This is a genomic window from Kitasatospora sp. NPDC127111, assembly GCF_042677465.1.
Classification (GTDB): Bacteria; Actinomycetota; Actinomycetes; order Streptomycetales; family Streptomycetaceae; genus Kitasatospora.
Map to the genome: position 1 here is coordinate 20211 of NZ_JBHXTG010000024.1, position 22797 is coordinate 43007.

Below are 22797 nucleotides of genomic sequence, written 5' to 3' on the forward strand. Positions count from 1 at the left end.
CCTGGACGGCGTTCACAGAACGGCACCCTGGTGGCCGCCGGCATTGGTCGATCCCGCCGGTGGAGGTCACCGGCCGTGGCACGGAACCCGCCGTGGCTCCCCCGACGTGGCACGGGAGGTGCTCCGCGCCCAGCGCTCGCCGAAGCCCGACAGCCGGTAGATTGCCCGGGGGCCCTGCGGCCGCACCGCGGCACGGACGACCGGGGAGAGGGAGACGACGGCGTTGAGCACGAGAACGGTTGCGATCTTCTCGCTGGGCGGGACCATCGCGATGACCACCGACCCCGTCACCGGCGGGGTGGTGCCCGCGCTCTCCGCCCAGGAGCTCCTCGACGCCGTCCCCGTGCTGCGGCGCCTCGACGTCGACCTGCGGGTCCACGACTTCCGGCGGCTGCCCGGGGCCTCCCTCGGCTTCGACGACCTGAGCGCGCTCGCGGACGCCGTCGCCGATGCCTTCCGGGCCGGTTGCGACGGCGCGGTGGTCACCCAGGGCACCGACACCATCGAGGAGACCGCCTTCCTCCTCGACCTGCTGCATGCGGGTGATCAGCCGATCGTCGTCACCGGGGCCATGCGCAACCCCACCCAGCCCGGTGCGGACGGCCCGGCGAACCTCCAGGCCGCCGTCATCGCCGCCGCCGATCCCGCGCTCCGCGGCGCCGGTACCGTGGTCGTCCTCGGCGACGAGATCCACGCGGCCCGCACCGTCCGCAAGTCCCACAGCACCAGCCCGGCCGCGTTCACCTCCCCGGCCACCGGCCCGCTGGGACGGCTGTACGAGGGCCGTGTCCACCTCCACGGTCCGCTCGCCCCGCGCACCGCCTTCCCGGGGCCGTTGACCGGCCGGGCTCCCCGCGTCGGCCTGTACACCGCGACCCTCGGCGACGACGGCACCCTTCTCGCCGCGATGGCCGACGCCTGCGACGGCCTCGTGATGGCCGCCTTCGGGGCGGGCCACGTCCCCGGGAGCTTCGTGGCCACGCTGGAGCGGACCGCGTCCCGGATCCCCGTGATCCTCGTCAGCCGCATCGGCAACGGGCCGGTGCTGGAAGCGACGTACGGCTTCCCCGGTTCGGAGAAGGACCTGCTCGGGCGCGGACTGATCCACGGCGGCCACCTGGACGCCTACAAGGCCCGGCTGCTCCTCCACGTCCTGCTCGCCCAAGGGCGGAGGACCGACGAGATCGCCGCCGCCTTCCGGACCACGGCCCGCTGACCTCTCCGCGGGGCGGCGGGTCCGCGCGCGCGGGATCGTGATGATCCGTCAAATCAACCTACTGGCCGGTTAATTGACGCTTCCCGACCCGTTCCCCGGTGGGGTGGGGGCTGCTACGCTCCCGGTCGGCTAAGGAGCCGAGATCCTTCTCCTTCGTGCCCTCGATGGGAGGTGAGGGAACATGTTGAGCTTCTCCAGCCAGGTCGGGAGCACCGCCACCGGCGGTGCGTTCGTCCAGGTGGCGCCGGGAGCCAGCACCACCTGTGGTGGCGGCAACTGCTGCTGCAGCTCGTGCTGCAGCTGGTAGTCACCGGTGTCGGGCGGAGGCGGCCGCCGGCGGCCACCTCCGCCCGACACGCGCACCGGCACCTCGCACACCGGCACCTCGCACACCGGCACCTCGCACACCGGCACCTCGCACACCGGCACCTCACGACGCCAGCACCTCGCAACGCCGGCACCCGTACGCCAGCACCTCGCGACGCCAGCACCTCGCACGCCCGGGAGAGCGCGCTCCCGTTTCGCCGCACAGCCCGCAAGCCTCGTCGAGCGAAAGGCCGAGATGTCACTGAAGGACTCCGAAGAGGCCGTGTCGGACTACCTGGGCCGGAACGCCCACGTGTCCACCGTGGCGGCGTTCGGGCAACAGCACACCTCCGTGTCGATGTACAGCGCGACCACGGTGGTGCGGGCGCCGGAGTCGGTGGTGCGGGGCCGGTGGAGCCCGGCCGTGCACGGCTTCGTGGGGGAGGAGCTGCTGCTCAACCACCGCCGCAGCGGGCGGGACCTGGGCATGCAGCTGGGGGTGTCGCGGTTCTACGGCCACGACGCCGTCCTCTCCAGCGCGCACAGCGACCTCCGCGAACGGCTGGACGGGGCGATCGCCCTGCCCGCGCACCGGCGGCTGCGCGCCGGCCTCACCACCACGGTGGCCGCGCGGCGCAGCGGGCGGCGGTTCTCCGGGAAGCCCGTCGCCCTGGACGAGTTGGCGACCGTCCTGTGGCACGCGCAGGGCGTCTCGGGCAGCCTGCCGGTGCCCACCGCCCAGGACGGCGACGCCGCTGTGGCGTTGCGCAACGCCCCCTCCGGCGGCGGCCTCTACCCGGTGCGGGTCGCGGTCCTCGCCCAGCACGTGAAGGGGCTGGCGCCGGGCGGGTACGAGTACCAGCCGCACAGCCACACGCTGCTGCCGCTCGCCGCGACGCCGTCCCCGGTGGACCTGGGCCGGCAGCTGTTCACGGCGGACGTCGAGCTGGACAAGGTCGCCTTCGCCCTGGTCTACGTCTACGACCTGTACGCCAACTCGCAGAAGTACGGCGACAGCGGGCTGGTCTTCGCGCTGATCGAGGTCGGCGGGATCTCCCAGAACGTCCACCTGGCCCGGACCGCGCTCGGCATGATCGGGTGCGACCAGGGCGGGTACGACAAGCAGACCCTCGAGAAGACGCTCGGCTGCGACGGAACGTCGTGCCATGTCGTCCACCTGACGCTCCTCGGACACGGAGAGGCCTGATCCATGACCGTCGCACCGTCCGAGCCGGGGGTCGTCCTGGCGACGTCCGTCCGGCTGCTGGCCGTCGAGCCGGGGGTCATCCGGCTGCGCTGGGGCATCTGGAACTTCTCCGAGGTCAACGTCGACCTGCGGGCGGAGTCCCCCGCGGTCCGGGCCGCGATGACCGCGCTGTTCGAGACCCTGGCCGCGGGCAAGCCGGCCGACGGGTCGTTCGCGGAGGCCGTCGACCTCACGCCGGTCGAGCGGGCCAACCTCCGGCTGGCCGTCAACGAGCTGCGGCAGGCCGGTTTCCTCGCCCACGACCGCCCGTCCGAGTACGGCGCGGAGATGGCCCGGGCCCTGCTCGGCAACCTGGACCTGTACGGCGCCGGCGAGTCCGTCGACGCCACGGTCGGCTTCGCCGCCGACTCACCCAGCGCCGCGGCCTACCTCGCCGGTCAGGCGCAGACCCTCGGCGTACCGCTGGAGCCGCTGCCGCCCGCCTTCCTGGACGGGCTGCGCGGCGCCGACCTGACCTCCGGAATGGGCGGCCTGGCCGCCGCGGACGCGCTGAAACGGCTGAGCGCGGCCGTCGAGCACTGCGACTCGCTCGTCGTCCACCTCGGGCAGGCCTCGATCCTGACCCTGCGCAACCTCAACCGGCTGGTCTGCCACCTGGAGAAGCCGGTGGTGGTCGGGCTGGTCGACGGACCGTTCGCGACGGTCGTCGGCGCCGAGAGCCCGCGCACCGGCTGCCTGGAGTGCTTCGAACAGCGCTCGCTGGCCCGGTTGGAGGACCACATCGGCTACCACGCCTTCGTCGGGGCGGGCGCGTCCGCCGGCACCGGCCGGGCCAACGGCGTGGAGTCGCTGATCTGCGCGCACCTGGTGAACGAGGCCGTGCTGCTGCGCTCGCTCGGCACCTCGCGGTTCCTCGGCCGGGCGCTGAGCGTCTACCTGCCGACGTACGAGATGCAGGCGCAGGACGTGCTGCGCATCGGCACGTGTCCGGCCTGCGGTCACGTCGCCCGGGACATCGTCCGCGAGATCAACTTCAGCAGCCGGGTCGTCGTCGACCGCCACGTCCGCGAGGCGCTCGGAGGGGGCCGATGAGCGGGATCCCGACCCGCGGTCACCCGGGGATGGCCGAGGCGCTCGCCCGGTACGGCCGGATCGGCGGCAACCAGGGCGGGATCCTGCCCGGCATGCTGGTCTCGGTCGCCGCGATCGACGGCGAACCGTACCTGCGCTCGGCCACCGCGGCGATGCCGCAGTACCACCGCCTGGCGCTCGGCGACCCGCACCTGCAGATGCAGTACCACCTCGCCGGCTACGGGTCCACCAACGAGGAGGCGGTGACCCGGCTCACCGGTGAGTCGGTGGAGCGGTACGCGGCGATCATGGCGATGCCGCTGTTCGCGGACCGGATCGAGTACGCCTCCTACCGCGCGCTGTCCTCCCGGCACCGCTGCCTGCCGCTGGACCTGCTGGGCGTCTTCGACGCCGAGCAGCAGCGGCTGCTGGCCCGGATGATGCACCGCTACTCGCCCGAACTCCCCACCGAGGACGACGTCATCGCGTGGATCGCCTGTCCGTCGCTGACCCGGCCGGGGGAGGAGGTCTACCTCCCGGCGCAGTTGGTGTTCCTCGGCTTCCGCAGTGACGCCCGGGCCGGCGACAAGCTGTTCACCCCGTCCTTCTCCACCGGGACGGCGGCCCACGTCTCGCTGGACCAGGCGCTGCTCGGGGCGCTCGTCGAGGCCGTCCAGATCGACGCCTTCGTCCTCAACTGGTACACCGGGGCCGGGGCGCCGCTGATCGACCTCGACGAGGACGGCCGGGAGCTGCTCGCCGCGGCCGGGCTGGCGCCGGACGGGCCGTACGAGGTGCGGGCGAGCTACCTCACCCGGCCGGACCTTCCGCTGCCGAACATCGGGGTGACCCTGGTGCGCCGGGACGCCAGGCTGCCGTACATCGCCTTCGGGCTGCAGGCGGACCCGCAGCCGCGGCGGGCACTGCTGCGCGGGGCCGCCGAGGCGACCGCCATCCTCGGCATCGGCATGTTCAGCACCGTCTTCGACCTGCCCAACGTGCACTTCGCGCAGGCGAGTTCGGCGTACACCGACCTGGACACCAACGTGCTGTACTTCGCCGCCCCCGGGGACGCCGAGCGCAAGCTGGCCGCGGTGGAGAGCCGGACCGCCGGGCGCGTCGACTTCGCCGGACTCCCCGGCTACGCGGCCGACGACCGGGCGGCGATCCACCGGCTGCTGACCGAGCTCGCCGGCGTCAGCGAGTGGGCGGGCTACCTGGACATCACGCCGCCGGAGCTGGCGGACACCCCGTGGCGGGTGGTCCGGGCGGTCATCCCGGAGCTGCTGAGCATGTGCCTGCCCGGGTTCCCGCCGAAGGGCCACCCGCGGATGCTGAGCCATGGGGGTGTGACCCATGTGGTCCCACACCCGCTCCCTTGAGTGCCTGGTGCTGGCGGCCACCGTCGCCCCCGCCGAACTCGTGCGCGTCGCGACGGCGTTCGGCCCCGGCGGCGCGGGCTCGGGGCCGGGGGAGGGCAGGACCGGCACCGGACGGGGCCGGGCGGCGTGGTTCGCGTTGTTCGGCGCCCCGGCGGCCTACCTGGTGGTGACCGGCCTGGCCCTCGCCGTCGCGGCGAGCGGCGGCTTCGCCCCGGACACGCTGACCGGCTGGCGGGCCGACGCCGTCTGGCTGCCGGCCGCCGCCGTGACCGGGACCGCGCTGGTCGGCGCGGAGTTCCTGGCGGGCGCGGTGCCGCGGCTCCCGCGGGGCGCGAACGGGCTGCGGCTCGCGGTGCACCGTTCGAGCGGCGTGGCGACCCCCGGGTACGCCGCCGCGATCCTGGCCACCGCGGTCGCGGAGGAACTGCTCTACCGGGGCCTGTGGATCGGCGTCCTGCACCAGCGCCTGGAGCTGCCGACCGCTGTGGCGACCGCCGTCGCCGCGCTGGCGTACGCCCTCGGGCACCTCTTCTTCGGCGGCCTCGCCGTCGTCCAGAAGACCCTGTCCGGCGCCGTGTTCGGGGTGCTCCTGGTGGCCTCCGGCAGTCTGGCGGTGCCGCTGGTGGCGCACCTCGCCCAGAACGCCGCCGTCCACCTGCTGGCCGTCCGCCAGGAGCGCGGCGCCCGGCACCCGGCGGACGGCGACGCCGAGAGAGCCGGCGACGCGACCGGCGCCCGGGAGGCCGCCCGATGAGCGCGCCCGGGTACGCCGGCCTCTGCGCCGTCGTGGTCGCCGGCTGGCTGGCGCTGTACCGGGTGCCGTTCAACGACCCCGCGCGGCGCCGGCGGACGGCACTGCGGCTCGCCGGGCGGACCGGACCGACCCCCGAGGCCGCCTTCGCGGTGTTCGGCACGGTGCTGTACCTCGCGCTCGGCGCGCTGGCGCTGACCGTGCTGCTGGCGGCCACCCCGCTCTCCCTCCAGCAACTGGTCGGACGGCTCGGCCCGACCACGCCGCTCGCCCTGCTGCTCGCCGTCCTCGGCACCTCCAGCGCCAACATCCTCTGCGTCTCGTTGCTCTACCGGGCGAACCCGCGGGTCGACGTCCCGGGCGAGATCGCCCGCGTCCAGTGGATCTCCTCGATCCTGGCCCTGCCGCGGCACTACCGGTGGATCATCCCGGCCGCCGCGGCCCTGGTCGAGGAACTCCTCTTCCGCGGCGCGGTCCTGCTCGGGCTCGGCGCGCTCGGCAGCGGCTTCGGCGTCGCGCTCGCCGTCAGCACCTGCCTGTTCGCCGCCGGCCAGGTCGCCCTGGTCTCCACCCCGGTCCAGGCGTACGTCCTGGGCACGTCGAGCGTGACCCTCGGCGTGGTCGGCGGCCTGCTGACCGCGGCCACCGGCGGTGTCCTGCCCGCCCTCGCCCTGCACATGTCCTTCGCCGGCTTCTACACCCACCTCAGCGCCTCCGCCGGAGCGCGCGCCACCACCCCCAGGAGGCTCAGCCTTTGACCGGGAACCAGCCGTCCGCCGACCCGACCGAGGCGGCGGCGGACGACGGCGCCGTCGTCCGGGTCGACCGACTGACCGTCACGTACGGCGCGTTCACCGCCGTGCGCGACGTCTCCTTCCGGATCCCTCCCGGGGAGGTGTTCGGGCTGGTCGGACCGAACGGCGCGGGCAAGACCTCGATCGTCGAGGCGGTGGGAGGGCTGCGCAGGCCCGCCCGGGACGGCGCGATCTCGGTCTGCGGCCACGACCCCCGCACGGACCGCGAGGCCGTCACCCGCCTCGTCGGGATGCAGCTCCAGGAGTCGCAGTTCCCCAGCCGCGCCCGGGTGGGCGAGCTGTGCGAGCTCTACGAGGCGATCTACCGGGCGCCCGGGGCCTCCACCGCACTGCTGGAGTCCTTCGGCCTCGCCGACCGCCGCCGCGGCCTGATCGCCGACCTCTCCGGCGGGATGCGCCAGCGGCTCGCGCTGGCCCTCGCCCAGATCGGCGACGTCCGCCTGGTCATCCTGGACGAGCTCACCACCGGCCTCGACCCGCACCAGCGCCGGGAGACCTGGCGCTCGGTGCTCGACCTGGCCGCGCGCGGCGTCGCGGTGCTGCTCACCTCGCACGCGATGGACGAGGTCGAGGCGCTCTGCGACCGGGTCGGCGTGCTGCGGGCCGGCGAGCTGGTCGCCCTCGACCCGCCGGCGCGGCTGACCGAGGCCCACGCCGGCCCGTCCACCTTCTCGATCGACCTGCGCGCCGTCGCGGACGGCGGCGGGCGCGCGGCGGGAGGGGTCGAGGAACGGCTCGACGCCCTCGGGCTGTCCCGGCTGCCCGGCGGGCCGGACCGGCTGGAGTTCACCGGCGCCTTCCCCGCCGACTACGACCGCATCGTGCGCCTCCTCGCGGACGCCGGCCTCCCGCCCTCCGCGGTGAGCCGCCGGACGCCGACCTTCGAGGACGCCTACCTCAACCTGGTCGGCGACACCGTGCGGGGCGACACCGCGGCGAAGGAGGTGGCCTGAGATGGCGACCCTGTGGCCGGTCGTCCGGTTCGAGTCGCGCAGGATGCTGCGCAACTTCGCCCCGGTGTTCTTCGCCCTGGCCTTCCCGGTGCTGATGCTCTGCATGTTCGGCGGCATCTACGGCAACAAGCCGTCCGAGCAGTTCGACGGGCGGGGGACGGTGGACATGTCGGTGCCCGCCTACCTGGTCCTGGTGGTCTCGGTGACCGGGCTGATGAGCTTCCCGCTCGGGCTGGCCGAGTACCGCGACCGCAAGGTCCTGAAGCGGTTCCGCGCGACACCGGTCGACGCCTCCGCCTTCCTGGTCGCGCAGGGGCTGGTGAACGTCGCGCTGAGCCTGGCGGGCGCGTTCCTGCTGGTGGTGGCCGGGAGCCTGTTCTTCGACCTCCACCTGCCGAGCTCCGGCGGCGCGCTCGCCGCCACGGCCGGCGCGCTCCTCCTCGCGACCCTCGCGATGTACGCGGTGGGCGGCGTGGTCGCCGCGGTGGCGCGGTCGGAACGGGTCGCGGTGGCCGTCGCCAACCTGGTCTACTTCCCGATGATCTTCCTGTCGGGCGCGACCGTCCCGCTGCAGATCTTCCCCTCCGGCATGCGGGCGATCAGCGACGCCCTGCCCGCGACGTACGCGGTGGAGCTCCTCCAGCACGCCTGGCTGGACAGCGCCACGAACGTCGGCCTCGACCTCGGTGTGCTCGCTGGCGTCGTCGTGCTCTGCGGAGCCGCCGCCGTCCGGCTGTTCCGGTGGGAGTAGCCGTGCCCGCCGCCCGCCCCCCGCTCGCCGAGCAGGTACCCGCGACCGCCTTCCTCACCGCGCTCGCCCGCGCCGGAGCGACGGCCGACCCGCGCGGCGGCCTGCACGACCCGTACGCCGAGCGCTTCGCCGCCCACTGCCCGGCCGCCATCCGCCGCGTCACCCGGCACACCGCCGGGACGTCCTCGCTGGTGGCCCGCACGGTCGCCATCGACGGGCTGGTCGCCGAGCTGCTGGGGGGACGCGGAGACGAAGCGCCCTGGGACGTCTGCGTCAACCTCGGCGCGGGCTTCGACGCCCGCCCGTACCGCCTGGGCTGGCCGGCCCACTGCCGGGTGATCGAGCTCGACTGCGCGCCCGTGCTCGACCTCAAGGACCGGCTGCTGCCGGCCGGCGCCGCGCCCGTCCCGGTCGAACGACTGCGCTGCGACCTCCGCGACCTCGACGCCCTGGCCGCGCTGCTGCGCCCCCGCACCGCCGGCCGGCGGGTCCTCCTCCTCGCCGAGGGCCTGCTCACCTACCTGCCGGACACCCGGCTCCGCGCCCTGGCGGTTCTCGCGGCGGAGCTGGGCGGGACCGGCGCCGCCTGGATCTGCGACGTCCTCTCCGTCGCCTCCGCGCACGGCCTCACCGCCGCCGCCCGCACCGCCGGGACGCCGCTGACCATGCACGGCCTCGCCGACCTCACCCCGTTCGAGGCCGCCGGCTGGCACTGCGACCACCTCGACCTCCTCCCCACCGCCCGGATCTCCGCCCGCCCCGGCGCCGCCACCCGCCTCCTGCCCGACAGCGTGCTCCGCCTGCGCACCGACCTGCCGTGACGCGCGCCGGGCCGGTCACCGGACCCCCGCCCGGGAGGCGGCGACAGGCCCGGGGCGTGGCCCGGCCCGCCGACCCGCCGTCACGTCCCCGTCAGTGCGCGACCGTCCTCGCCGTAGTGGTCGCCGGAGGGACGAGGTCGTCGAGGGCGCCGACGCAGTCCAGGGCGGCGCGGGCGGAGCGCGGCCGCATCACCGCCTCGTAGGCGCGGACGGCGTCGTCGACCGTGGGTTCGGTGAGCAGGGCGTGCGCCAGGTCGGCACCGTCGAGCATGGCGAGGTTGGCGCCGAGTCCGACCGGGGGCAGCAGGTGGGCGGCGTCTCCGAGGAGGGTGATGCCGCGGGTGCGCTCCCAGGTGTGCGGGGCGGGCAGGACGTACAGCGGCCGGTGGACGAACGGGCGGTCGTTGTGGCGCAGCAGGTACCGCAGGCCCTCGTCCCAGCCGGCGAACATCGTCAACAGCTCGGCGCGGACCGCCGCCTGGTCGTCGCGACCCTCGGCGCGGTGCCAGTCCTCCGGGACGCGCAGCGCCGCGTAGCCGCGGATGTGGCCGCCGCTGTTGCGCTGGGCGACCAGGGCCCTGCCGTCGTGCCTCGCGAGCATCGTGCCGGGCCCGACCATCCGCGCGAGGTCGGGGTGACGGAGGTCGCAGTCGTCGAAGCCGGCCTCGACGAAGGTGACGCCGGTGTAGGCAGGCCCGGCGTCCGACAGGGCGGTGCGGACGCGTGACCAGGTGCCGTCGGCGCCGACCACCAGGGCGGCGTCCTCGGTGGTGCCGTCGTCGAGGCGCAGGCGCCAGGTGCCGTCGCCGAGCGGGCCGACCCCGCCGACGCCGTGCCCCCACCGGACGGTGTCGGCGGCGAGCGACTCCAGGAAGAGCCCGCGCAGCTGACCGCGGTCGATCTCCGGGCTCTCCTCGTCGGGCCCCGGGCCCGACCCGTCGTGGTCCGGCCCGCCGGCGGACCGCGTCGCACCGGTGTGCGGGTCGACCAGCCGCCACTCCTGGCCCTCGGGGCGGGCGAGCGCGTGGAACCGGTCGAGCAGGCCGGCCGCGCGCAGCGCCACCTGGCCGCTGCTCGCGCGGATGTCGAGGGTGCCGCCCTGGCCGCGGGCGGTGGGCGAGGCCTCGCGCTCGAAGACGGTGACGGGGTAGCCGTGCCGGTGCAGGACGGCGGCCAGGGCGAGACCGCCGAGGCCGGCGCCGACGACCGCGACGCGCGGGGCGCGGGTGGAGTGCATGGGAGGTCCCCCTCGGGAGGTGGATGAGCCGCCGGTGGTCCGGCGCCGCCGGGTCGGTCCGGCGCCACTCACGAAAACACACTCACTACAAAAGTGCAATCACTACACTTTTGAACCGGGTTCATCCCCTGGAGTACGGTGGAGCCCGTGACCGAACCCCTCGGGCGCCGCGAGCGCAAGAAGGCCCAGACCCGGCAGGCACTGGCCGACGCCGCCCTCGAACTCTTCCTCGACCGCGGCTACGACCAGGTCGGCGTCAAGGACGTCGCGGACGCCGCCGACGTGTCCGTGACCACCCTGTTCAAGCACTTCCCGGGCAAGGAAGCGCTGGTCTTCGACCAGGACCGAGACCTGGAGGACGCACTGGTCGCCGCCGTCCGGGACCGCCCCGCCGGCCGGTCGATCCCGCACGCCCTCCGCGAACACGTCCTGCTGGCCGGGAGCCGGTTCGCCGTCACGGCCGCGGATCCGCGGTTCCCCGCGTTCACGCGGATGATCCAGGACACCCCGGCCCTCCGCGACTACGCCCAGCGCATGTGGACCCGCCACGAAGCCGCCCTGGCCCACGCCATCGCGGCCGAGGTCGGCGCGCCCGAGGACGACGTCACCTGCGCCGCCCTGGCCCGCTTCGCCCTGGAGGCCCGCGTGCTCGTCCAGCGGCACGCCGACCCGCGGCGCGCCGCCGAGGAGGCCTTCGCCCTGCTCGAACCCGGCTGGGCCGCCCGGTACCCGGACCACTGAGCGAGCGCGGCCCCGAGCCGCCCGGCCGCCGCCCCGGGTCCGGCGCGCCGGGCCGTCACCCGTGCTCAGGCGACCCGCTGAGCCGCAGCTTGCGCTGCGCCCGCTGGTAGAAGGTGGTGTGCCCGAGTCGCACGACGCGCGCCGCGGTCGGGAGCATGGCCACCTCGACCACGTCGCCCGGCCGGACCCGCCCGACCAGCAGGCCGTCCGCCTCGACGGCGAGGTCCCCGCTGTGCGGCAGCACCTCCAGGGCGAGCCGCTCCCCGCCGGAGAGGAAGACCGAGCGGTTGAACGCGGAGTGCGGTGCCACCGGTGTGACCAGCAGCCCCTCGGTGGTGGGGGAGACGATCGGGCCGCCGGCGGAGAAGCTGTACGCGGTGGACCCGGTCGGCGTGGCGACCACGACGGCGTCGGCGGTGTACGACACGAAGGGCTGGTGCTGGACCCGTACCGCGACGACCGCCGACCGGTGCCCGGGGCTGCGCATCAGCACGACGTCGTTCAACGCGGTCACCTCGGTGCTCCCGAACCCGGCCCGGACCCCGGACCTCGCCTCCACGGTGAAGCGCTGGTCGTCGATGGCGTCGAGCGCGTCCGCGAGCTCCGGGATGTCGACCTCGGCGAGGAACCCCAGCCGTCCGACGTTGACCCCCAGGACGGGCGCGCCGCCACCCACCGTCAGCCGCATCGCGCGCAGCATCGTCCCGTCCCCGCCCAGGCTGATCAGCAGATCGGCGCTCGCCGCCATCTCCTCGGGCCCGACCGCCACCGCGTCGCACCCGATCCGGGCCACCTCCTCGGCCAGCCCCAGCACCTTGGTGTCCCGGGCCCGGCTCCACCGGATGACCGTGTTCACGACGGGCCCGCAGGTCCGCTCGGGGTGGAGCACCAGCCCCACCGTGCCGATGAATCCCATCTGCGGCACCTCGTTGTCGACCGGGTCGCTGTTCCCCCTCCCAGTCACGCACAGCCGCCCACCCTCGTTCAAGCCGGCCCCCGGCCCCGGCGCCCATCCGTCCGGGTCCTCTCGGCGTCGGAGCCGGCCGGGTCGGCAGCCGGTGGGAGCGGGGTCGATGGCGACGGCGGTGTCGAGCTGGGTCAGCCGGAGCGGCCGGCACCTCGGGTCGCTGGGCGGCATCCGACCCTCGGCGGCGTGATGCGAGCCCACGGCCGGGCCACGGCCGATCCACGGCCGAGCCGCCGGCCGGCCTTGACGACCGGTCCGTGCCGGTCGTCGTGCCTCCGGGGGCCGCTCGCAGGTCAGCTGCGCAGGCGGAGGGTCGTGCTGGGTGAGGTCCGGTAGGCATCGCGGTAGTGGGCGGCGAAACGCCCCGGGTGGGCGAAGCCCCACCGCACGGCGATCTCGGTGACGGTGCTGGTCCGCGGGTCGGCGGCGAGCAGGTCACGGTGCGCGGCCGCCACGCGCACCCGGCGCAGGTACGCCAGCGGCGTGGTGCCGAGGTGGCGCCGGAAGGCGTACTGCAGGGCCCGGGGGGTGACGTACGCGGCGGAGGCGATGTGCGCGAGCGCGATGTCCTGGTCCGCGTTGGACTCGATGAACGCGACCGCGCGGCGCACGGTGCCGGGGGTGGCGTCGGAGCTGTCGGCCGGCCGGGCGGTGTCGCGGGCGGTGTGGGGGAGGGCGGCGAGGGCGGCGGCGGCCAGGTGCCGGGCGGCGGTGCCCACGAGCAGGTCGTGAGCGCAGGCGGCCGGATCGTCGAGGACGTGGTCGCGCACGTAGGCGATGGCGGCGGCGAGCCGACGGTTCGCGTCCGCCGTGACGGGCCGCGGTCCGGTGAGGCGGGTCGGGCGCTCGCCCGGAGCGGTGGGCGCGACGGCCTCCAGCAGGGCGGTGTCGAACAGGGCGATGGTGTAGCGGGCGGCGCGCACCTCACCCTGGTAGGGCTGGTCGGGCGGGGCGAGGAGGAACGTCTCCCCGGGCCCGAAGACTTCCTCGCGGCCGCCGGTGAGGTCCACGAGGGTGCCGTGGTGCATGCTGATCAGACACACCCGGCCAAGGTCGCGCGCGTCGTAGGCCATCGTGTAGCCGAAGTCCAGCCGGTCCATCGCGACCGGGCCGGCAGCCCGGCGGCTGATGTGCACCCGCGCGTCCTCGACCGGACCGCCGATCCGCATCGGCGTGTACGCGGACGACAGGAACTCTTCCGTCTCGTCGACGCTCACGCTGTCGAAAAGCAACGACTCCACCCTCACCACCGGCCGGTCGGACCCCTCTGCTTCCCCCTGACGTTACGGGTCTACCCGCGGAACGGCGCCCGACTCGCGGTCCGACCGGGTCTGCCGGTCGAGGCCGTCATCCGCGGCCGGAGCACGTGCCACGCGCACGGGCTGGACCACGCGCACGCGACCGGACCGGGCTGCCGCGCGACCGCGAGGGTGGCTGTCCCGGACCACGACGGGCTTCGCTCGCGGGCCGGCCGTTCCTCGACGACTTCGTTTCCGGCGCTGCGGGTCGGCGTGCGAGCGATGACCGTCGAAAGGGGGACCGCGACCGGCCCGGCACCGCCGTACACCGTCCCGGCACTGTCCTCCGCCACGCCCGCGTCCACGGGCATGGATCCCGCCGCATCCTTCCCGAAAGGCATGGCATGGCCCTGCACGACACCTTCCGCCCCCTGCCGGCCGGCGCGGGCATGTGCGAGCAGATCGAGCACCTCACGGCGGAAGCCGAACGCCAGGTGAGCCACGGACTATGGGTCCTGACCGACGACGAGGCGGCGCTGGCCCGCAAGACCGCCTGCGGCCTCGCGGACGCCGTCCGCGACGCGAGTGAACACGAGGACCTGCCGGTCATCGACCGCCTGGAACGCCTGCGTGAAGCTCTGGCGGTCCTCGCCATCTCCATCGCCCGCACGCACGGCCAACTCGCCTGGTTCCTCGCCCAGGCCAGCACCGCCCTCGTGCCCGTTCTGCACTGGCGCGCCCTGCGCGCCGACGAGCGGTCGTCCTTCGGCACCGTCGCTCCCGCCCCTGGCGACCTCACCGATGCCGAACGAGCCGTACGCCGCCTTCGTGACGCACTCGCCCGCGCCATCACCGGCACGGCCACCGCCCGCGCGGAGGGGCGCGGCCCCCGTCCCGCGGCCTGAAGCCGTGGTGGGCGCCCGCTCACGAGCCCGGTCGGCGGTGACCCGGCCCGGTGGCCGGACCCGGGAGGCCGCAGAATGCCCGGGGTGGCGGCGGAGGCTCCGGTGGACCGGGGCGGGAGCCCGCTCACGGACGCGGTCCGTCCCGGGGCTACCGCGCGGCGTGGGTGGCGCCCGGCCAGTGCGCCGCGGGGAGGAGGAGCTCGGCCCAGACGGTCTTGCCCGTCGTGGTGGGGGTGGTTCCCCAAGCGGTCGTGATCCGGTCGACGATCCGCAGTCCGTGGCCGTGCGGATCGTCGGGCCGGGCGAGGCGCAGCCGTGGCGGGGTGGGCGTCGGGTCGGTGACCTCGATCCGAAGTCGGGTGGTGCGCGGCTCGAAGTACAGCTGGAGGGCCAGCGGTCGGCCGGCGTGGGCGGTGGCGTTCGCGAGCAGTTCGGCGGTCACCAGCATCGCGTCGTCCACGGCCACCGTGTCGGCGTCGGGTTGCCAGTTCGCCAGGGTCGTGCGGACGAACGCGAGGCCCGGGCGCACGCGGCCCCGCGTGCCGTTCGGTGGGAAGGCCAGGCGCTGTGAGTAGCGAGCCGCGGTGGGCGGTGTGCACATGACGGGGACTCCGGTGCGCGGTGCGGGCGTGCCTGTGCACCCGACCGTCTACCCCGGCGGCCGTGCTCTACACGACGCTCCACACGGCCTGTGCGCGGATGGAGCGGCGCTTGTTCGAGGCTCGCGTGTTCGAGGCCGGGGTCGCCGGGTTCCGGAACCGGTCGCCGAACCCACCCGCCGGGCGGCCCTGCCGGTCTCCGGAGGCCCGCTGGGCCCCGGTGTGCCACCGTGGAACCCCGGGGGAGCGCACCGTCGCGAGAGGAGTGGTCATGTCATCGAAGCGGCGCCGCAAGAAGAAGGCACGGGCCAGGCGCGGGGCCAACCACGGCCGCCGTCCCCAGTGCTGAGGTGCTGAGGTGCTGAGGTGCCCCTGAGCGGGGTACCCCCTGAGCAGGAACGCGGCGGTCACCGCGGGCGCGACGAGGCGCCTCCGGTGACCGCCGCGCGTCGGTGCCGCGTCCGCACTCCGGGCAGCGGCGGGACAGCGGCGGCCTCACCAGGTGACCGGGTAGCGCACCGGGTGCCCACCGATCCGGCCCGGCAGCAGGCCGATCACCACCAGGAGGACGGTGGACAGCGCCAGCAGCGGGAGGAAGTGGCCCGGCCGCGGGGCCTGCAGCACCACGATGACGGCGGTGGCGACGGCGGGGGAGTGCGAGAGGTGGGTCAGCATCATCGCGCCCAGCGAGAGCCCGGCCGCGACGGCCGCGCCCCACGCGGTGCTCCCGGTCACCGCGAGGGTGGCGAAGCCGATCACCGCGGAGACCAGCTGCCCGCCGACCAGGTTGCGCGGCTGGGAGATCGGGAGTCCGGGCGCACCGTGCACCAGGGCCGCGCTGGCGGCCAGCGGCGGGATGAGCAGCGGCTGCCGCAGCACCACCCCGACGCCGACCAGGACGAGCAGCGTGCCGATCGCGAAGGCGGTGGCGCGCAGCACGTGCAGCGGGTGCGGACGGGTACGGGCGGCGGGCGGCGGCGTGGTCATGCGGGCTCCGAGCAGGCTGGACGGGACCCGGAGATGGTAAACAGATTGTTGATTGAAGGCTGATCGTGTTGCCCGCGGGGCAACCGGTTTGACACGCACGCGCCCGCCGTGAAGCGCGCGCGTCCGGTTCAGGTGGACGGCCGGGCCGGCCACACCGACCGGGGCCCGAGGACCCCGGCGCCGAGGGCGGTGACGCGGGCCCGCAGGCCGCGGTCGGCGGTGACGACGAGGCAGCTCCGCCCCGGCCGCTCGGCCAGCGCCTCCGCGACCAGCTCGACGATCCGGTCGTCCCCGGCACCGGCCGCGGCCACGACCCGTACCTGAGGCACGCCCGCCACGCCGCGCGCGGCGCCCTCCACGACCAGCACCACCTCCACCGGCCCGGCCGGCGGCCCGCTCCGGTCGGTGGGACCCTCCAGCGCGACGCCGACCAGCGCGTCCCGCAGCCGTTCGGCCGCGCCGCGCCGGTCCCGCCACCAGCCGTCGGGCACCGAACCCACCACATTGGCGGCGTCCACCACCAGCAGCGGCACCCGTCCCCCGTCGCCGCCACCGACGGCACGTCCACTCATGCCCGCAGCCTCCCACGCCGGCCCCCGGCCCCGGCCCGCGGGACCCCGGCCGTCACTCGGACAGCCCCCACAGCAGCCGGTAGTACGCGATCCGCTCCTCGTCCCGTTCGACCCCGTAGGCGTCGAGCAGCGGGTCCTCCCAACCCGGACCGTAGTTCCATCGCGTGCTCCAGGTGGCGACGGCCAGGTCCGCCCAGCGGTCCGCGACGCCCAGCGTGCCGAGGTCGACGTGCCCGCTGTGCCGGCCGTCGTCGCCGACCAGGGTGTTGGGGGCGCAGGCGTCGCCGTGGCAGACCACGGGCACGTCCACCGGCGGAACGTCGGCCAGCAGCTCCAGCGCCCGCTCGACGCTCCCGACGGGCCGGATGTCCGGGTGCCAGTCGGCCGGGTCGATCCGGCCCGCCGCCGCCCGTGCGCGGACCGCCGCCAGCCGGCGCCCGGCCGACCAGTCGAACGGGCAGTCCGCGACGGGCAGCGCCTCGTGCAGGGCCCGCAGCCCGGCGCCGATCGCCCGGACGGCGGTGCCGGGATCGCGCCTCCAGCGGCCGTCCACGGCCGTGCGCCCGGGCAGGCCGTCGGTGACCATCCAGGACCCGGTCCGGTCGGCGCCCTCGGCCACGACGTGCGGCACGACGGTGTACCCGGCCGCCCAGCGCAGGCGCGCGGCCTCGGCCGTCAGGTCGAGCCAGCTGCCGGCGGGGTTCCACTTGACGAACTGCCGCACTTCCGTGCCGACTTGGAAGGTCAGCCCGCCGGCCTCGTTCTGCCAGACGGCCCGCACCGGCCGTCCGGCCGCGAGCTCGGTCACTGTCGGGGGGACCTCGACCGGTCCCCGGGGCGCCATGGCGGTCATCCCGCCATTCTGGACGGACCGGCCGGTGCGGCGCCGTCCGTTTTTCCGCCCCGGCCTCCGAGCGACGAGCGGCGAGCGGCGAGCGGTAGGAGACAGGAGACGATCGTGAACGACCCGCACCCGGCCGGCGCCGGACCGGCCCACGAGTGGAACGGCCGCTCGGGCAACGCCTGGGTCGACGAGCAGGCCGTGCTGGACGGGATGCTCGCGCCGCTGGAGGACGTGCTGGTCGAAGCGGTCTCGCCCCGCGCCGGCGACCGGGTGCTCGACGTCGGCTGCGGGACGGGCGGTACGACGGTGGCCCTGGCGCGGCGGGTCGGCGCGCGGGGCCGCTGCGTCGGCGTCGACATCTCCGGGGCCGTGATCGCCGCGGCGCGGGCGCGCGCCGAGCGGGAGGGCCTGCCGGTCCGGTTCGTCCACGCCGACGCCGCCGAGCACGCCTTCGAGCCCGCCTCCTTCGACGCCGTCGTCTCCCGCTTCGGGGTGATGTTCTTCGACGACCCCGTCCGGGCCTTCGGCAACCTGCGGCGGGCCGCCCGTCCCGGGGGCCGGCTGTGCTTCGTGTGCTGGCGCGACATCGCGGAGAACCCGTTCATGACCACGGCCGAGCGGGCCGCGGCGCCCCTCCTGCCGGGCCTGCCGGCCCGCCGGCCGGACGGGCCGGGGCAGTTCGGCCTCTCGGATCCGGACGTCATCCGCCGGGTGCTGGCCGGGAGCGGCTGGTCCGGGGTCGAGCTGCGGCCGGTGGACGTGGAGTGCGCCCTGCCCGAGGCCGAGCTGGTCGGGTACTTCACCAGGCTCGGCCCGGTCGGCCAGGCCCTGCCCGGGGTGGACGAGCGGACGCGTGCCCGGGTGGTCGAGACGGTCCGGGCCGCGTTCGAGCCCTATGTGCACGGTGCGCGGGTCCGCTTCACCGCGGCCTGCTGGCTGGTGGGCGCCGAGGCCTGACCCGGGCCCCATGAGCACCGGCGCCGGAGGTGCGCCGGCCCGGTCGGGGGCGTGAGCGCCTCGACCCGCGCCGGTCGGTTCGCCCCGGCGCGCTGGGATGCGCCCCGTTGCTCCCCCTGTACGTGACCGCCTCCAACTGCTGACATGGACGCGACAACTCGCCGGGTGGTCCGCACGTGGGGGTGCGCGACCGGCAACCGGCGGGCAAGGGGAAGGAAACGCCCGTGACCGTACGCATCCTGGCCGCCGGCGGCGCTGTCGCCGTTCTGCTCTCCACCCCGCTCGCCGGCGTCGCCGCCGGCACGGGGTGGACGACGCCGCCGCCGGACAAGATCGTCATCGACGTGGCCACCGTCAACGGCTCCGGTTGTCGGCCCGGGACGGCGGCCGTCGCCGTCTCCCCGGACAACACCGCCTTCACGGTGACGTACAGCGAGTACCTCGCCCAGGTCGGCGTCGGCTCCAAGCCCACCGACTTCCGCAAGAACTGCCAGCTCAACCTGAACGTCCACGTCCCGCAGGGCTTCACCTACGCGATCGCCTCCGCCGACTACCGCGGCTTCGCGCACCTGGAGAAGGGGGCGACCGCCGTCCAGCGCGCCAACTACTACTTCCAGGGCTCGCCCCAGACCACCTCCGCCAGCCACCAGTTCGCCGGTGCGATCGACAACAGCTGGCAGGCGACCGACACCGTCGGCGTCGCGGCGCTGGTCTGGGCGCCCTGCGGGGAACTGCGCAACTTCAACATCAACACCGAGCTCCGGGTCAGCGCCGGCACCTCGGACCCGACCAGGACCACCAGCTTCATGACCATGGACTCGACCGACGGCAGCATCAACACCACCTACCACCTGGCCTGGAAGCGCTGCCCCTGACAGCACCGCGGTCCCGCGCCCGTGCCCGGCCGCCGATGGCCGGACGAGGGCGCGGGACCGGTCCCGCTCAGCCCATCGTCTTGGCACCGTCCAGGCCCTCGCGGACGATGTCGGCGTGGCCGGCGTGCTGCGCGGTCTCGGCGATGATGTGCAGCAGCACCCGCCGGGCCGACCAGCGGGCCCCCGGCTCGTTCCACGGGGCCTTCGGCAGCTCGTGGGACAGGTCGAGGTCCGGCAGCGCGGCGATCAGCTCGTCCGTACGGCGCGCCGTCTCCTCGTAGTCGGCCAGGACGCCCGCCAGCGTGTCGCCCGGCAGCATCCGGAACTCGTCGGCCCGCTTGGCGAAGTCCTCCTCGGTCATGGCGGTGAAGTCGCCCATCGCCGAAGGGCCTTCGAGGATGAACGCCACCCAGGCCCGCTCGACCGCCGCGACGTGCTTGACCAGCCCGCCCACGCACAGCTCGCTGACGGTGCTCCGGCGCCCGGCCTGCTCGTCCGTCAGGTCGCGGGCGGTGAACCGCAGGAACTGCCGGTGCTTCTCCAGCGTCGCCAGCAGGTCGGCCCGCTCCCCGCCGCCCTGCGCGCCGGTGGTGGTGCCGGCGTTGCCGCTGATGGTGGTGGTGTTCGTCATGATGCCCGCCCTTCGTCGGTCCTGTTCGGTGACAGGAGAAACAGTAGGAGGCATGTAGGTCAGACCATGTCCTAAGTCCCGTCCTCCCGGCCGGACCGGGGACCGGTTCGGGCCTGCTCCGGGCAATCGCGGCTCCAGGACGGCGGGACGGTGCCCACCGTCGACAGGACTGTTGGTGCCCGTTCCGTCGTCAGCCCGCATCGCGGGGAACGCCGAGGTGGGGAATCCGCACGGTGCCGTCCTTGCTGCGAACACCGCGCGGGGCGGGGCCGTCCACTGCGTGGCTGACCCGGAAACGACGCGAGCGGGAGGTCGGGCGGGCCGACTCCCTGTTCGTACGCAGCTGCTCGCGCGCCGCCCGCCGGGTGTCCGGGCGGCCCGTCAGAACGGCGGCAGCCGCCGGGCGAAGACGTCGGCCGCGCCGTTGGAATCCTGCTCCACCAGCGTGCCGTCCTCCGCGCCGAAGAGCACCGTGGTGCCCAGCGCGTCGAGCACCGGTCCGTACGAGGCGCCCGTGTTCTGCGCGCCGTCGGAGGCCACGCTGACCCGCTCGGTGCGGCCGGTCCACAGGTCGTGGCGGAACACGTCGTCCGCCTGGTTGGTGTCGCCGGCCACCAGGTTCTCCGCAGCGGAGACGAAGAACAGCCAGCGGTTCCCCAGGGCCAGCCGGGGGCTGGAGAACGAGCCGTTCGACGTGGTGCCCGGCAGGGCGGCCGCGAGGTGCCGGACGCCGCCCGACCGCAGGTCGCGGACGAACAGCTCGAAGTGGCGGCCGCCGAGCTCGCCGTCCGGCCCCCGGTTCACGACCGGCAGCGCGTAGACGGCGTAGCGGCCGTCCGGACCGACCGAGGCGTCCGCGACGCCCACCAGTTCGCCGGCCTCGTCGGTGCTCGCACCGCGCGTCCGCCCGGTCGCCACCTCGTGGACGAAGAACGGGTGGAGCCGCGGCTTCAGGAGCGTGGCGCGCTCGCCGGCGGCCGCCCGCGGCCCGCCGCTCCGGGCCGGGACGCCGGACCGGTGCTCGAAGCCCGCGTCCTCCGCGCCGGCGGCCAGGCTCTCCGCCGACGGCCGCGCCTCCTCGGCCGGCCCGCCCCCGGCGGGCGGGAGCAGGTTGGTGGCCTTGGAGACGAAGCCGACCGCGCTGCCGTCCGCGCTGATCTGCGGGTCGGCCGAGGGCCGGTTGGCCGGTGAGCCGTCCGCACCGACGGTCGCCAGGCGGGTGGTGCCGGTCCACCGGTCGGTGACGTAGACGTTGGCCATCGCCACCCGCTCGCCGGGCAGCAGGTCCGTCCGGGTCGACGCGAACGCGACGTACCGGCCGTCCCGGCTCACGGACGGCAGGTAGGAGTCCAGACCCGGCTGCTCCCGGCCCGGGTCCCCGGTGGTGAGCCGCTCCGTGCGGCCGGTCCAGCGGTCGCGGACGTAGACGTCCTCCGCGCCGTTGGTGTCCCCGGCGACGAGTGCGGCGGTGGAGGTGAAGACGACGTACCGGCCGTCGCCGCTGATCGCGCCGTCGTACGACGCGCCGTCCGCCTGGCCGCCCGCCTCGGTCAGGCTGACCCGCTCGGTGCGGCCGGTCCAGCGGTCCCGGGTGAAGACGTCGATCCGGCCGTTGGTGTCGCCCGGGACGAGGTTGCTGGCGGCGGAGGAGAACACCGCGTACCGGCCCTCGGCGCTCAGCGCGTTGCCCCAGGAGAAGTCGTTCGGCTGCGCCCCCGCCGTACCGGTGCTGACCCGGGTGGTGGCCGCGCCGAACGGCGTGGCCCGCGCGGGTGCGGCGGCCGTGGCGGCCAGGGCGGCGGCGGCCAGCACGGCCGCCGCACGGGCCGTCAGGCGGCGGCCCGGCCGTCCCGTCGTCGGGCGGCCGGCGGCGCCGGGCCCGGTCGTGGTGGTGTGGGGTGTCCTCGTCATCGTGGTCGGCTCCCTCGCTCGCGCCCTCACCGCGTTGCCGCGGCCCGCCCCCCGGCGGCCGGCTCGGGCCGAGCCAACCGTCTCGCCCCGGGTGCGGTCAACGGCCCGGACCGGGCCTTGACGACTTCACGCCAAGTGGGAACCGCTCTCGGACGAGCGACCCCCACGCCGGCGGCGCCAGTAGGCGACGGTGACGACGGCCAGCATCGGCCCCCAGAGCAGCAGCGGGGCGTAACAGACCGCCAGCACGACGGTGCGCCAGTCGTGCGTCGCCAGCGGGATGCCCTCGTCCAGCGGCCGCCCCTGGAGCGTCCGCCCCCCGGCGATCATGACGGTGAGGAAGAGCGGCACGACCGTCAGCACGGTGGCGCCCAGCCCCGCCGGGAGGACGGCGGCCGTGACCGGCACCCGGCGTCCGCGCAGCCCGGGGATCCAGCGCGGGAACACCTCGCCCCACGGGGCGGTCAGTCCGACGGCGGCGAACGCCAGCACCTCGGAGAGCAGCGACAGCAGGACCACGTACAGTTCGAGCGGCAGCCAGCCGGGGAGGTTCCCCGAGGCCTGCGGCCCGCCGCCGTCCAGCGGGGCGTGGAAGGTGCAGGTGGCGATCCGCCAGGCACTCGACGGCAGCACCGTGAACGGGATCGCGAGCGCGGTGGTCCGCACCCAGCGGGGCACCCCGGGGACGGTCGTGTGCGCGGCCGTCCAGGTGGTGCGCAGCCGCCCGAATGGGCGTGGCGGGTCGGACGGGGGTGGCGGGTCGGACGGGCGTGGCAGGTCGGTGACGGCGGTCATGGTCGGTTCTCCGGTCGTGCTCCGGGCCGTGCGTCGTGCCCGGCCCCCGGGACGAAGATCGCAGCCGCCCGGCCCGCCCGCCTCCCCTCGGAGGGGGAACCTCCTCCCCCGCCCGGGGGAGGAGGGCCCGGGAGCTCGCTCCGGAAGGGGGCCGGGGGGGGGGGGGGGGGGGACGGCCCGCGCAACCAACCCCACCAGCGCCGCGGGGGGGACCCCGGCGGGGCGGGCGCCGGCGGGGATCGGGGTACCGAAAGAGGAGAGAGAG

The 22797-nt window shown here is 75.2% G+C and carries 24 protein-coding genes; 14 read left to right on the forward strand and 10 right to left on the reverse strand.

What is annotated here, in order from left to right; translation table 11 throughout:
* Positions 1-223: 223 nt before the first annotated feature.
* The 10 genes from ACFVHB_RS16985 (at position 224) to ACFVHB_RS17030 (ending at position 9273) form a co-directional block, all read left to right on the forward strand.
* On the forward strand, positions 224-1216 hold the full coding sequence (locus tag ACFVHB_RS16985) for an asparaginase (RefSeq protein ID WP_380321884.1): 993 nt from the start codon (positions 224-226) through the stop codon (positions 1214-1216).
* A 181-nt stretch (positions 1217-1397) separates the two neighbouring features.
* On the forward strand, positions 1398-1523 hold the full coding sequence (locus tag ACFVHB_RS16990; protein ID WP_380321887.1) for a hypothetical protein: 126 nt from the start codon (positions 1398-1400) through the stop codon (positions 1521-1523).
* A 255-nt stretch (positions 1524-1778) separates the two neighbouring features.
* Positions 1779-2729, forward strand: coding sequence for a SagB/ThcOx family dehydrogenase (locus ACFVHB_RS16995; protein ID WP_380321890.1), 951 nt, complete (start codon positions 1779-1781; stop codon positions 2727-2729).
* A gap of 3 nt (positions 2730-2732) precedes the next feature.
* Positions 2733-3821 (forward strand): hypothetical protein, encoded by a 1089-nt coding sequence (locus ACFVHB_RS17000; RefSeq protein ID WP_380321892.1) that lies wholly within the window; start codon positions 2733-2735, stop codon positions 3819-3821.
* A complete protein-coding gene (locus ACFVHB_RS17005) occupies positions 3818-5182 on the forward strand; it encodes a YcaO-like family protein (protein WP_380321895.1) in 1365 nt (454 codons plus the stop codon). The genes ACFVHB_RS17000 and ACFVHB_RS17005 overlap by 4 nt, the downstream gene beginning before the upstream one ends.
* On the forward strand, positions 5157-5936 hold the full coding sequence (locus tag ACFVHB_RS17010) for a type II CAAX prenyl endopeptidase Rce1 family protein (protein ID WP_380321898.1): 780 nt from the start codon (positions 5157-5159) through the stop codon (positions 5934-5936). The genes ACFVHB_RS17005 and ACFVHB_RS17010 overlap by 26 nt, the downstream gene beginning before the upstream one ends.
* Complete coding sequence (locus ACFVHB_RS17015) at positions 5933-6691, forward strand: type II CAAX prenyl endopeptidase Rce1 family protein (protein ID WP_380321901.1); 759 nt, start codon at positions 5933-5935, stop codon at positions 6689-6691. Before ACFVHB_RS17010 ends, ACFVHB_RS17015 begins: the two co-directional genes overlap by 4 nt.
* On the forward strand, positions 6688-7701 hold the full coding sequence (locus ACFVHB_RS17020; RefSeq protein WP_380321904.1) for an ABC transporter ATP-binding protein: 1014 nt from the start codon (positions 6688-6690) through the stop codon (positions 7699-7701). Before ACFVHB_RS17015 ends, ACFVHB_RS17020 begins: the two co-directional genes overlap by 4 nt.
* A 1-nt stretch (position 7702) precedes the next feature.
* Positions 7703-8452, forward strand: coding sequence for an ABC transporter permease (locus ACFVHB_RS17025; protein ID WP_380321907.1), 750 nt, complete (start codon positions 7703-7705; stop codon positions 8450-8452).
* A gap of 2 nt (positions 8453-8454) precedes the next feature.
* On the forward strand, positions 8455-9273 hold the full coding sequence (locus ACFVHB_RS17030; RefSeq protein WP_380321910.1) for a class I SAM-dependent methyltransferase: 819 nt from the start codon (positions 8455-8457) through the stop codon (positions 9271-9273).
* A 91-nt stretch (positions 9274-9364) separates the two neighbouring features.
* On the opposite strand, the gene ACFVHB_RS17035 is transcribed toward ACFVHB_RS17030, so the two are convergent.
* A complete protein-coding gene (locus ACFVHB_RS17035) occupies positions 9365-10510 on the reverse strand; it encodes an FAD-dependent oxidoreductase (protein ID WP_380321913.1) in 1146 nt (381 codons plus the stop codon).
* A 147-nt stretch (positions 10511-10657) separates the two neighbouring features.
* On the opposite strand from ACFVHB_RS17035, the gene ACFVHB_RS17040 reads away from it, so the two are divergent.
* Positions 10658-11251, forward strand: coding sequence for a TetR/AcrR family transcriptional regulator (locus ACFVHB_RS17040; protein ID WP_380321916.1), 594 nt, complete (start codon positions 10658-10660; stop codon positions 11249-11251).
* A 55-nt stretch (positions 11252-11306) separates the two neighbouring features.
* Here the strand turns inward: ACFVHB_RS17040 and ACFVHB_RS17045 are convergent, their stop codons facing one another.
* Both ACFVHB_RS17045 and ACFVHB_RS17050 read right to left on the reverse strand, forming a co-directional pair.
* Positions 11307-12215 (reverse strand): NAD(+)/NADH kinase, encoded by a 909-nt coding sequence (locus tag ACFVHB_RS17045; RefSeq protein WP_380321919.1) that lies wholly within the window; start codon positions 12213-12215, stop codon positions 11307-11309.
* A gap of 296 nt (positions 12216-12511) precedes the next feature.
* Entirely contained in the window at positions 12512-13459 is a 948-nt protein-coding gene (locus tag ACFVHB_RS17050; RefSeq protein ID WP_380321922.1) for a helix-turn-helix domain-containing protein, read from the reverse strand.
* Between the two features lie 401 nt (positions 13460-13860).
* On the opposite strand from ACFVHB_RS17050, the gene ACFVHB_RS17055 reads away from it, so the two are divergent.
* The gene (locus ACFVHB_RS17055; protein ID WP_380321925.1) at positions 13861-14361 is read left to right on the forward strand and encodes a hypothetical protein; all 501 of its coding nucleotides are present in this window, start codon (positions 13861-13863) and stop codon (positions 14359-14361) included.
* Positions 14362-14509: 148 nt separating this feature from the next.
* Here ACFVHB_RS17055 and ACFVHB_RS17060 read toward each other — a convergent pair whose 3' ends face one another.
* The 4 genes from ACFVHB_RS17060 to ACFVHB_RS17075 all read right to left on the reverse strand — a co-directional run bounded on the left by ACFVHB_RS17060 (position 14510) and on the right by ACFVHB_RS17075 (position 17372).
* Positions 14510-14890 carry an ATP-binding protein gene (locus tag ACFVHB_RS17060; RefSeq protein ID WP_380321928.1) on the reverse strand — a complete coding sequence of 127 codons (381 nt, stop codon included), beginning with the start codon at positions 14888-14890 and terminating at the stop codon, positions 14510-14512.
* 565 nt (positions 14891-15455) lie between these two features.
* A complete protein-coding gene (locus ACFVHB_RS17065; RefSeq protein WP_380321931.1) occupies positions 15456-15947 on the reverse strand; it encodes an HPP family protein in 492 nt (163 codons plus the stop codon).
* A 128-nt stretch (positions 15948-16075) separates the two neighbouring features.
* Positions 16076-16519 (reverse strand): NTP pyrophosphohydrolase, encoded by a 444-nt coding sequence (locus ACFVHB_RS17070; protein ID WP_380321934.1) that lies wholly within the window; start codon positions 16517-16519, stop codon positions 16076-16078.
* Between the two features lie 52 nt (positions 16520-16571).
* The gene (locus ACFVHB_RS17075; RefSeq protein ID WP_380321937.1) at positions 16572-17372 is read right to left on the reverse strand and encodes a phosphotransferase; all 801 of its coding nucleotides are present in this window, start codon (positions 17370-17372) and stop codon (positions 16572-16574) included.
* A gap of 105 nt (positions 17373-17477) precedes the next feature.
* Between ACFVHB_RS17075 and ACFVHB_RS17080 the strand changes: the two genes are divergently transcribed.
* Positions 17478-18320 carry a class I SAM-dependent methyltransferase gene (locus ACFVHB_RS17080; RefSeq protein ID WP_380321940.1) on the forward strand — a complete coding sequence of 281 codons (843 nt, stop codon included), beginning with the start codon at positions 17478-17480 and terminating at the stop codon, positions 18318-18320.
* A gap of 224 nt (positions 18321-18544) precedes the next feature.
* Complete coding sequence (locus ACFVHB_RS17085) at positions 18545-19195, forward strand: DUF4360 domain-containing protein (RefSeq protein WP_380321943.1); 651 nt, start codon at positions 18545-18547, stop codon at positions 19193-19195.
* A gap of 67 nt (positions 19196-19262) precedes the next feature.
* Here ACFVHB_RS17085 and ACFVHB_RS17090 read toward each other — a convergent pair whose 3' ends face one another.
* The 3 genes from ACFVHB_RS17090 to ACFVHB_RS17100 form a co-directional block, all read right to left on the reverse strand.
* Complete coding sequence (locus ACFVHB_RS17090; RefSeq protein WP_380321945.1) at positions 19263-19826, reverse strand: DinB family protein; 564 nt, start codon at positions 19824-19826, stop codon at positions 19263-19265.
* 381 nt (positions 19827-20207) lie between these two features.
* Positions 20208-21737 carry a TolB family protein gene (locus ACFVHB_RS17095; RefSeq protein WP_380321947.1) on the reverse strand — a complete coding sequence of 510 codons (1530 nt, stop codon included), beginning with the start codon at positions 21735-21737 and terminating at the stop codon, positions 20208-20210.
* Between the two features lie 126 nt (positions 21738-21863).
* Complete coding sequence (locus ACFVHB_RS17100) at positions 21864-22532, reverse strand: hypothetical protein (RefSeq protein WP_380321950.1); 669 nt, start codon at positions 22530-22532, stop codon at positions 21864-21866.
* Between the last annotated feature and the right edge of the window lie 265 nt (positions 22533-22797).

Excerpts from the sequence above, each read along its gene's own strand:
- ACFVHB_RS17055 (WP_380321925.1), top strand. The coding sequence starts at position 13,861 with ATGGCCCTGCACGACACCTTCCGCCCCCTGCCGGCCGGCGCGGGCATG.
- ACFVHB_RS17035 (WP_380321913.1), bottom strand. The coding sequence starts at position 10,510 with ATGCACTCCACCCGCGCCCCGCGCGTCGCGGTCGTCGGCGCCGGCCTC.
- ACFVHB_RS17100 (WP_380321950.1), bottom strand. The coding sequence starts at position 22,532 with ATGACCGCCGTCACCGACCTGCCACGCCCGTCCGACCCGCCACCCCCG.
- ACFVHB_RS16990 (WP_380321887.1), top strand. The coding sequence starts at position 1,398 with ATGTTGAGCTTCTCCAGCCAGGTCGGGAGCACCGCCACCGGCGGTGCG.
- ACFVHB_RS16995 (WP_380321890.1), top strand. The coding sequence starts at position 1,779 with ATGTCACTGAAGGACTCCGAAGAGGCCGTGTCGGACTACCTGGGCCGG.
- ACFVHB_RS17025 (WP_380321907.1), top strand. The coding sequence starts at position 7,703 with ATGGCGACCCTGTGGCCGGTCGTCCGGTTCGAGTCGCGCAGGATGCTG.
- ACFVHB_RS17015 (WP_380321901.1), top strand. The coding sequence starts at position 5,933 with ATGAGCGCGCCCGGGTACGCCGGCCTCTGCGCCGTCGTGGTCGCCGGC.
- ACFVHB_RS17090 (WP_380321945.1), bottom strand. The coding sequence starts at position 19,826 with ATGACGAACACCACCACCATCAGCGGCAACGCCGGCACCACCACCGGC.
- ACFVHB_RS17000 (WP_380321892.1), top strand. The coding sequence starts at position 2,733 with ATGACCGTCGCACCGTCCGAGCCGGGGGTCGTCCTGGCGACGTCCGTC.
- ACFVHB_RS17010 (WP_380321898.1), top strand. The coding sequence starts at position 5,157 with ATGTGGTCCCACACCCGCTCCCTTGAGTGCCTGGTGCTGGCGGCCACC.
- ACFVHB_RS17075 (WP_380321937.1), bottom strand. The coding sequence starts at position 17,372 with ATGACCGCCATGGCGCCCCGGGGACCGGTCGAGGTCCCCCCGACAGTG.
- ACFVHB_RS17095 (WP_380321947.1), bottom strand. The coding sequence starts at position 21,737 with ATGACGAGGACACCCCACACCACCACGACCGGGCCCGGCGCCGCCGGC.
- ACFVHB_RS17070 (WP_380321934.1), bottom strand. The coding sequence starts at position 16,519 with ATGAGTGGACGTGCCGTCGGTGGCGGCGACGGGGGACGGGTGCCGCTG.
- ACFVHB_RS17005 (WP_380321895.1), top strand. The coding sequence starts at position 3,818 with ATGAGCGGGATCCCGACCCGCGGTCACCCGGGGATGGCCGAGGCGCTC.
- ACFVHB_RS17065 (WP_380321931.1), bottom strand. The coding sequence starts at position 15,947 with ATGACCACGCCGCCGCCCGCCGCCCGTACCCGTCCGCACCCGCTGCAC.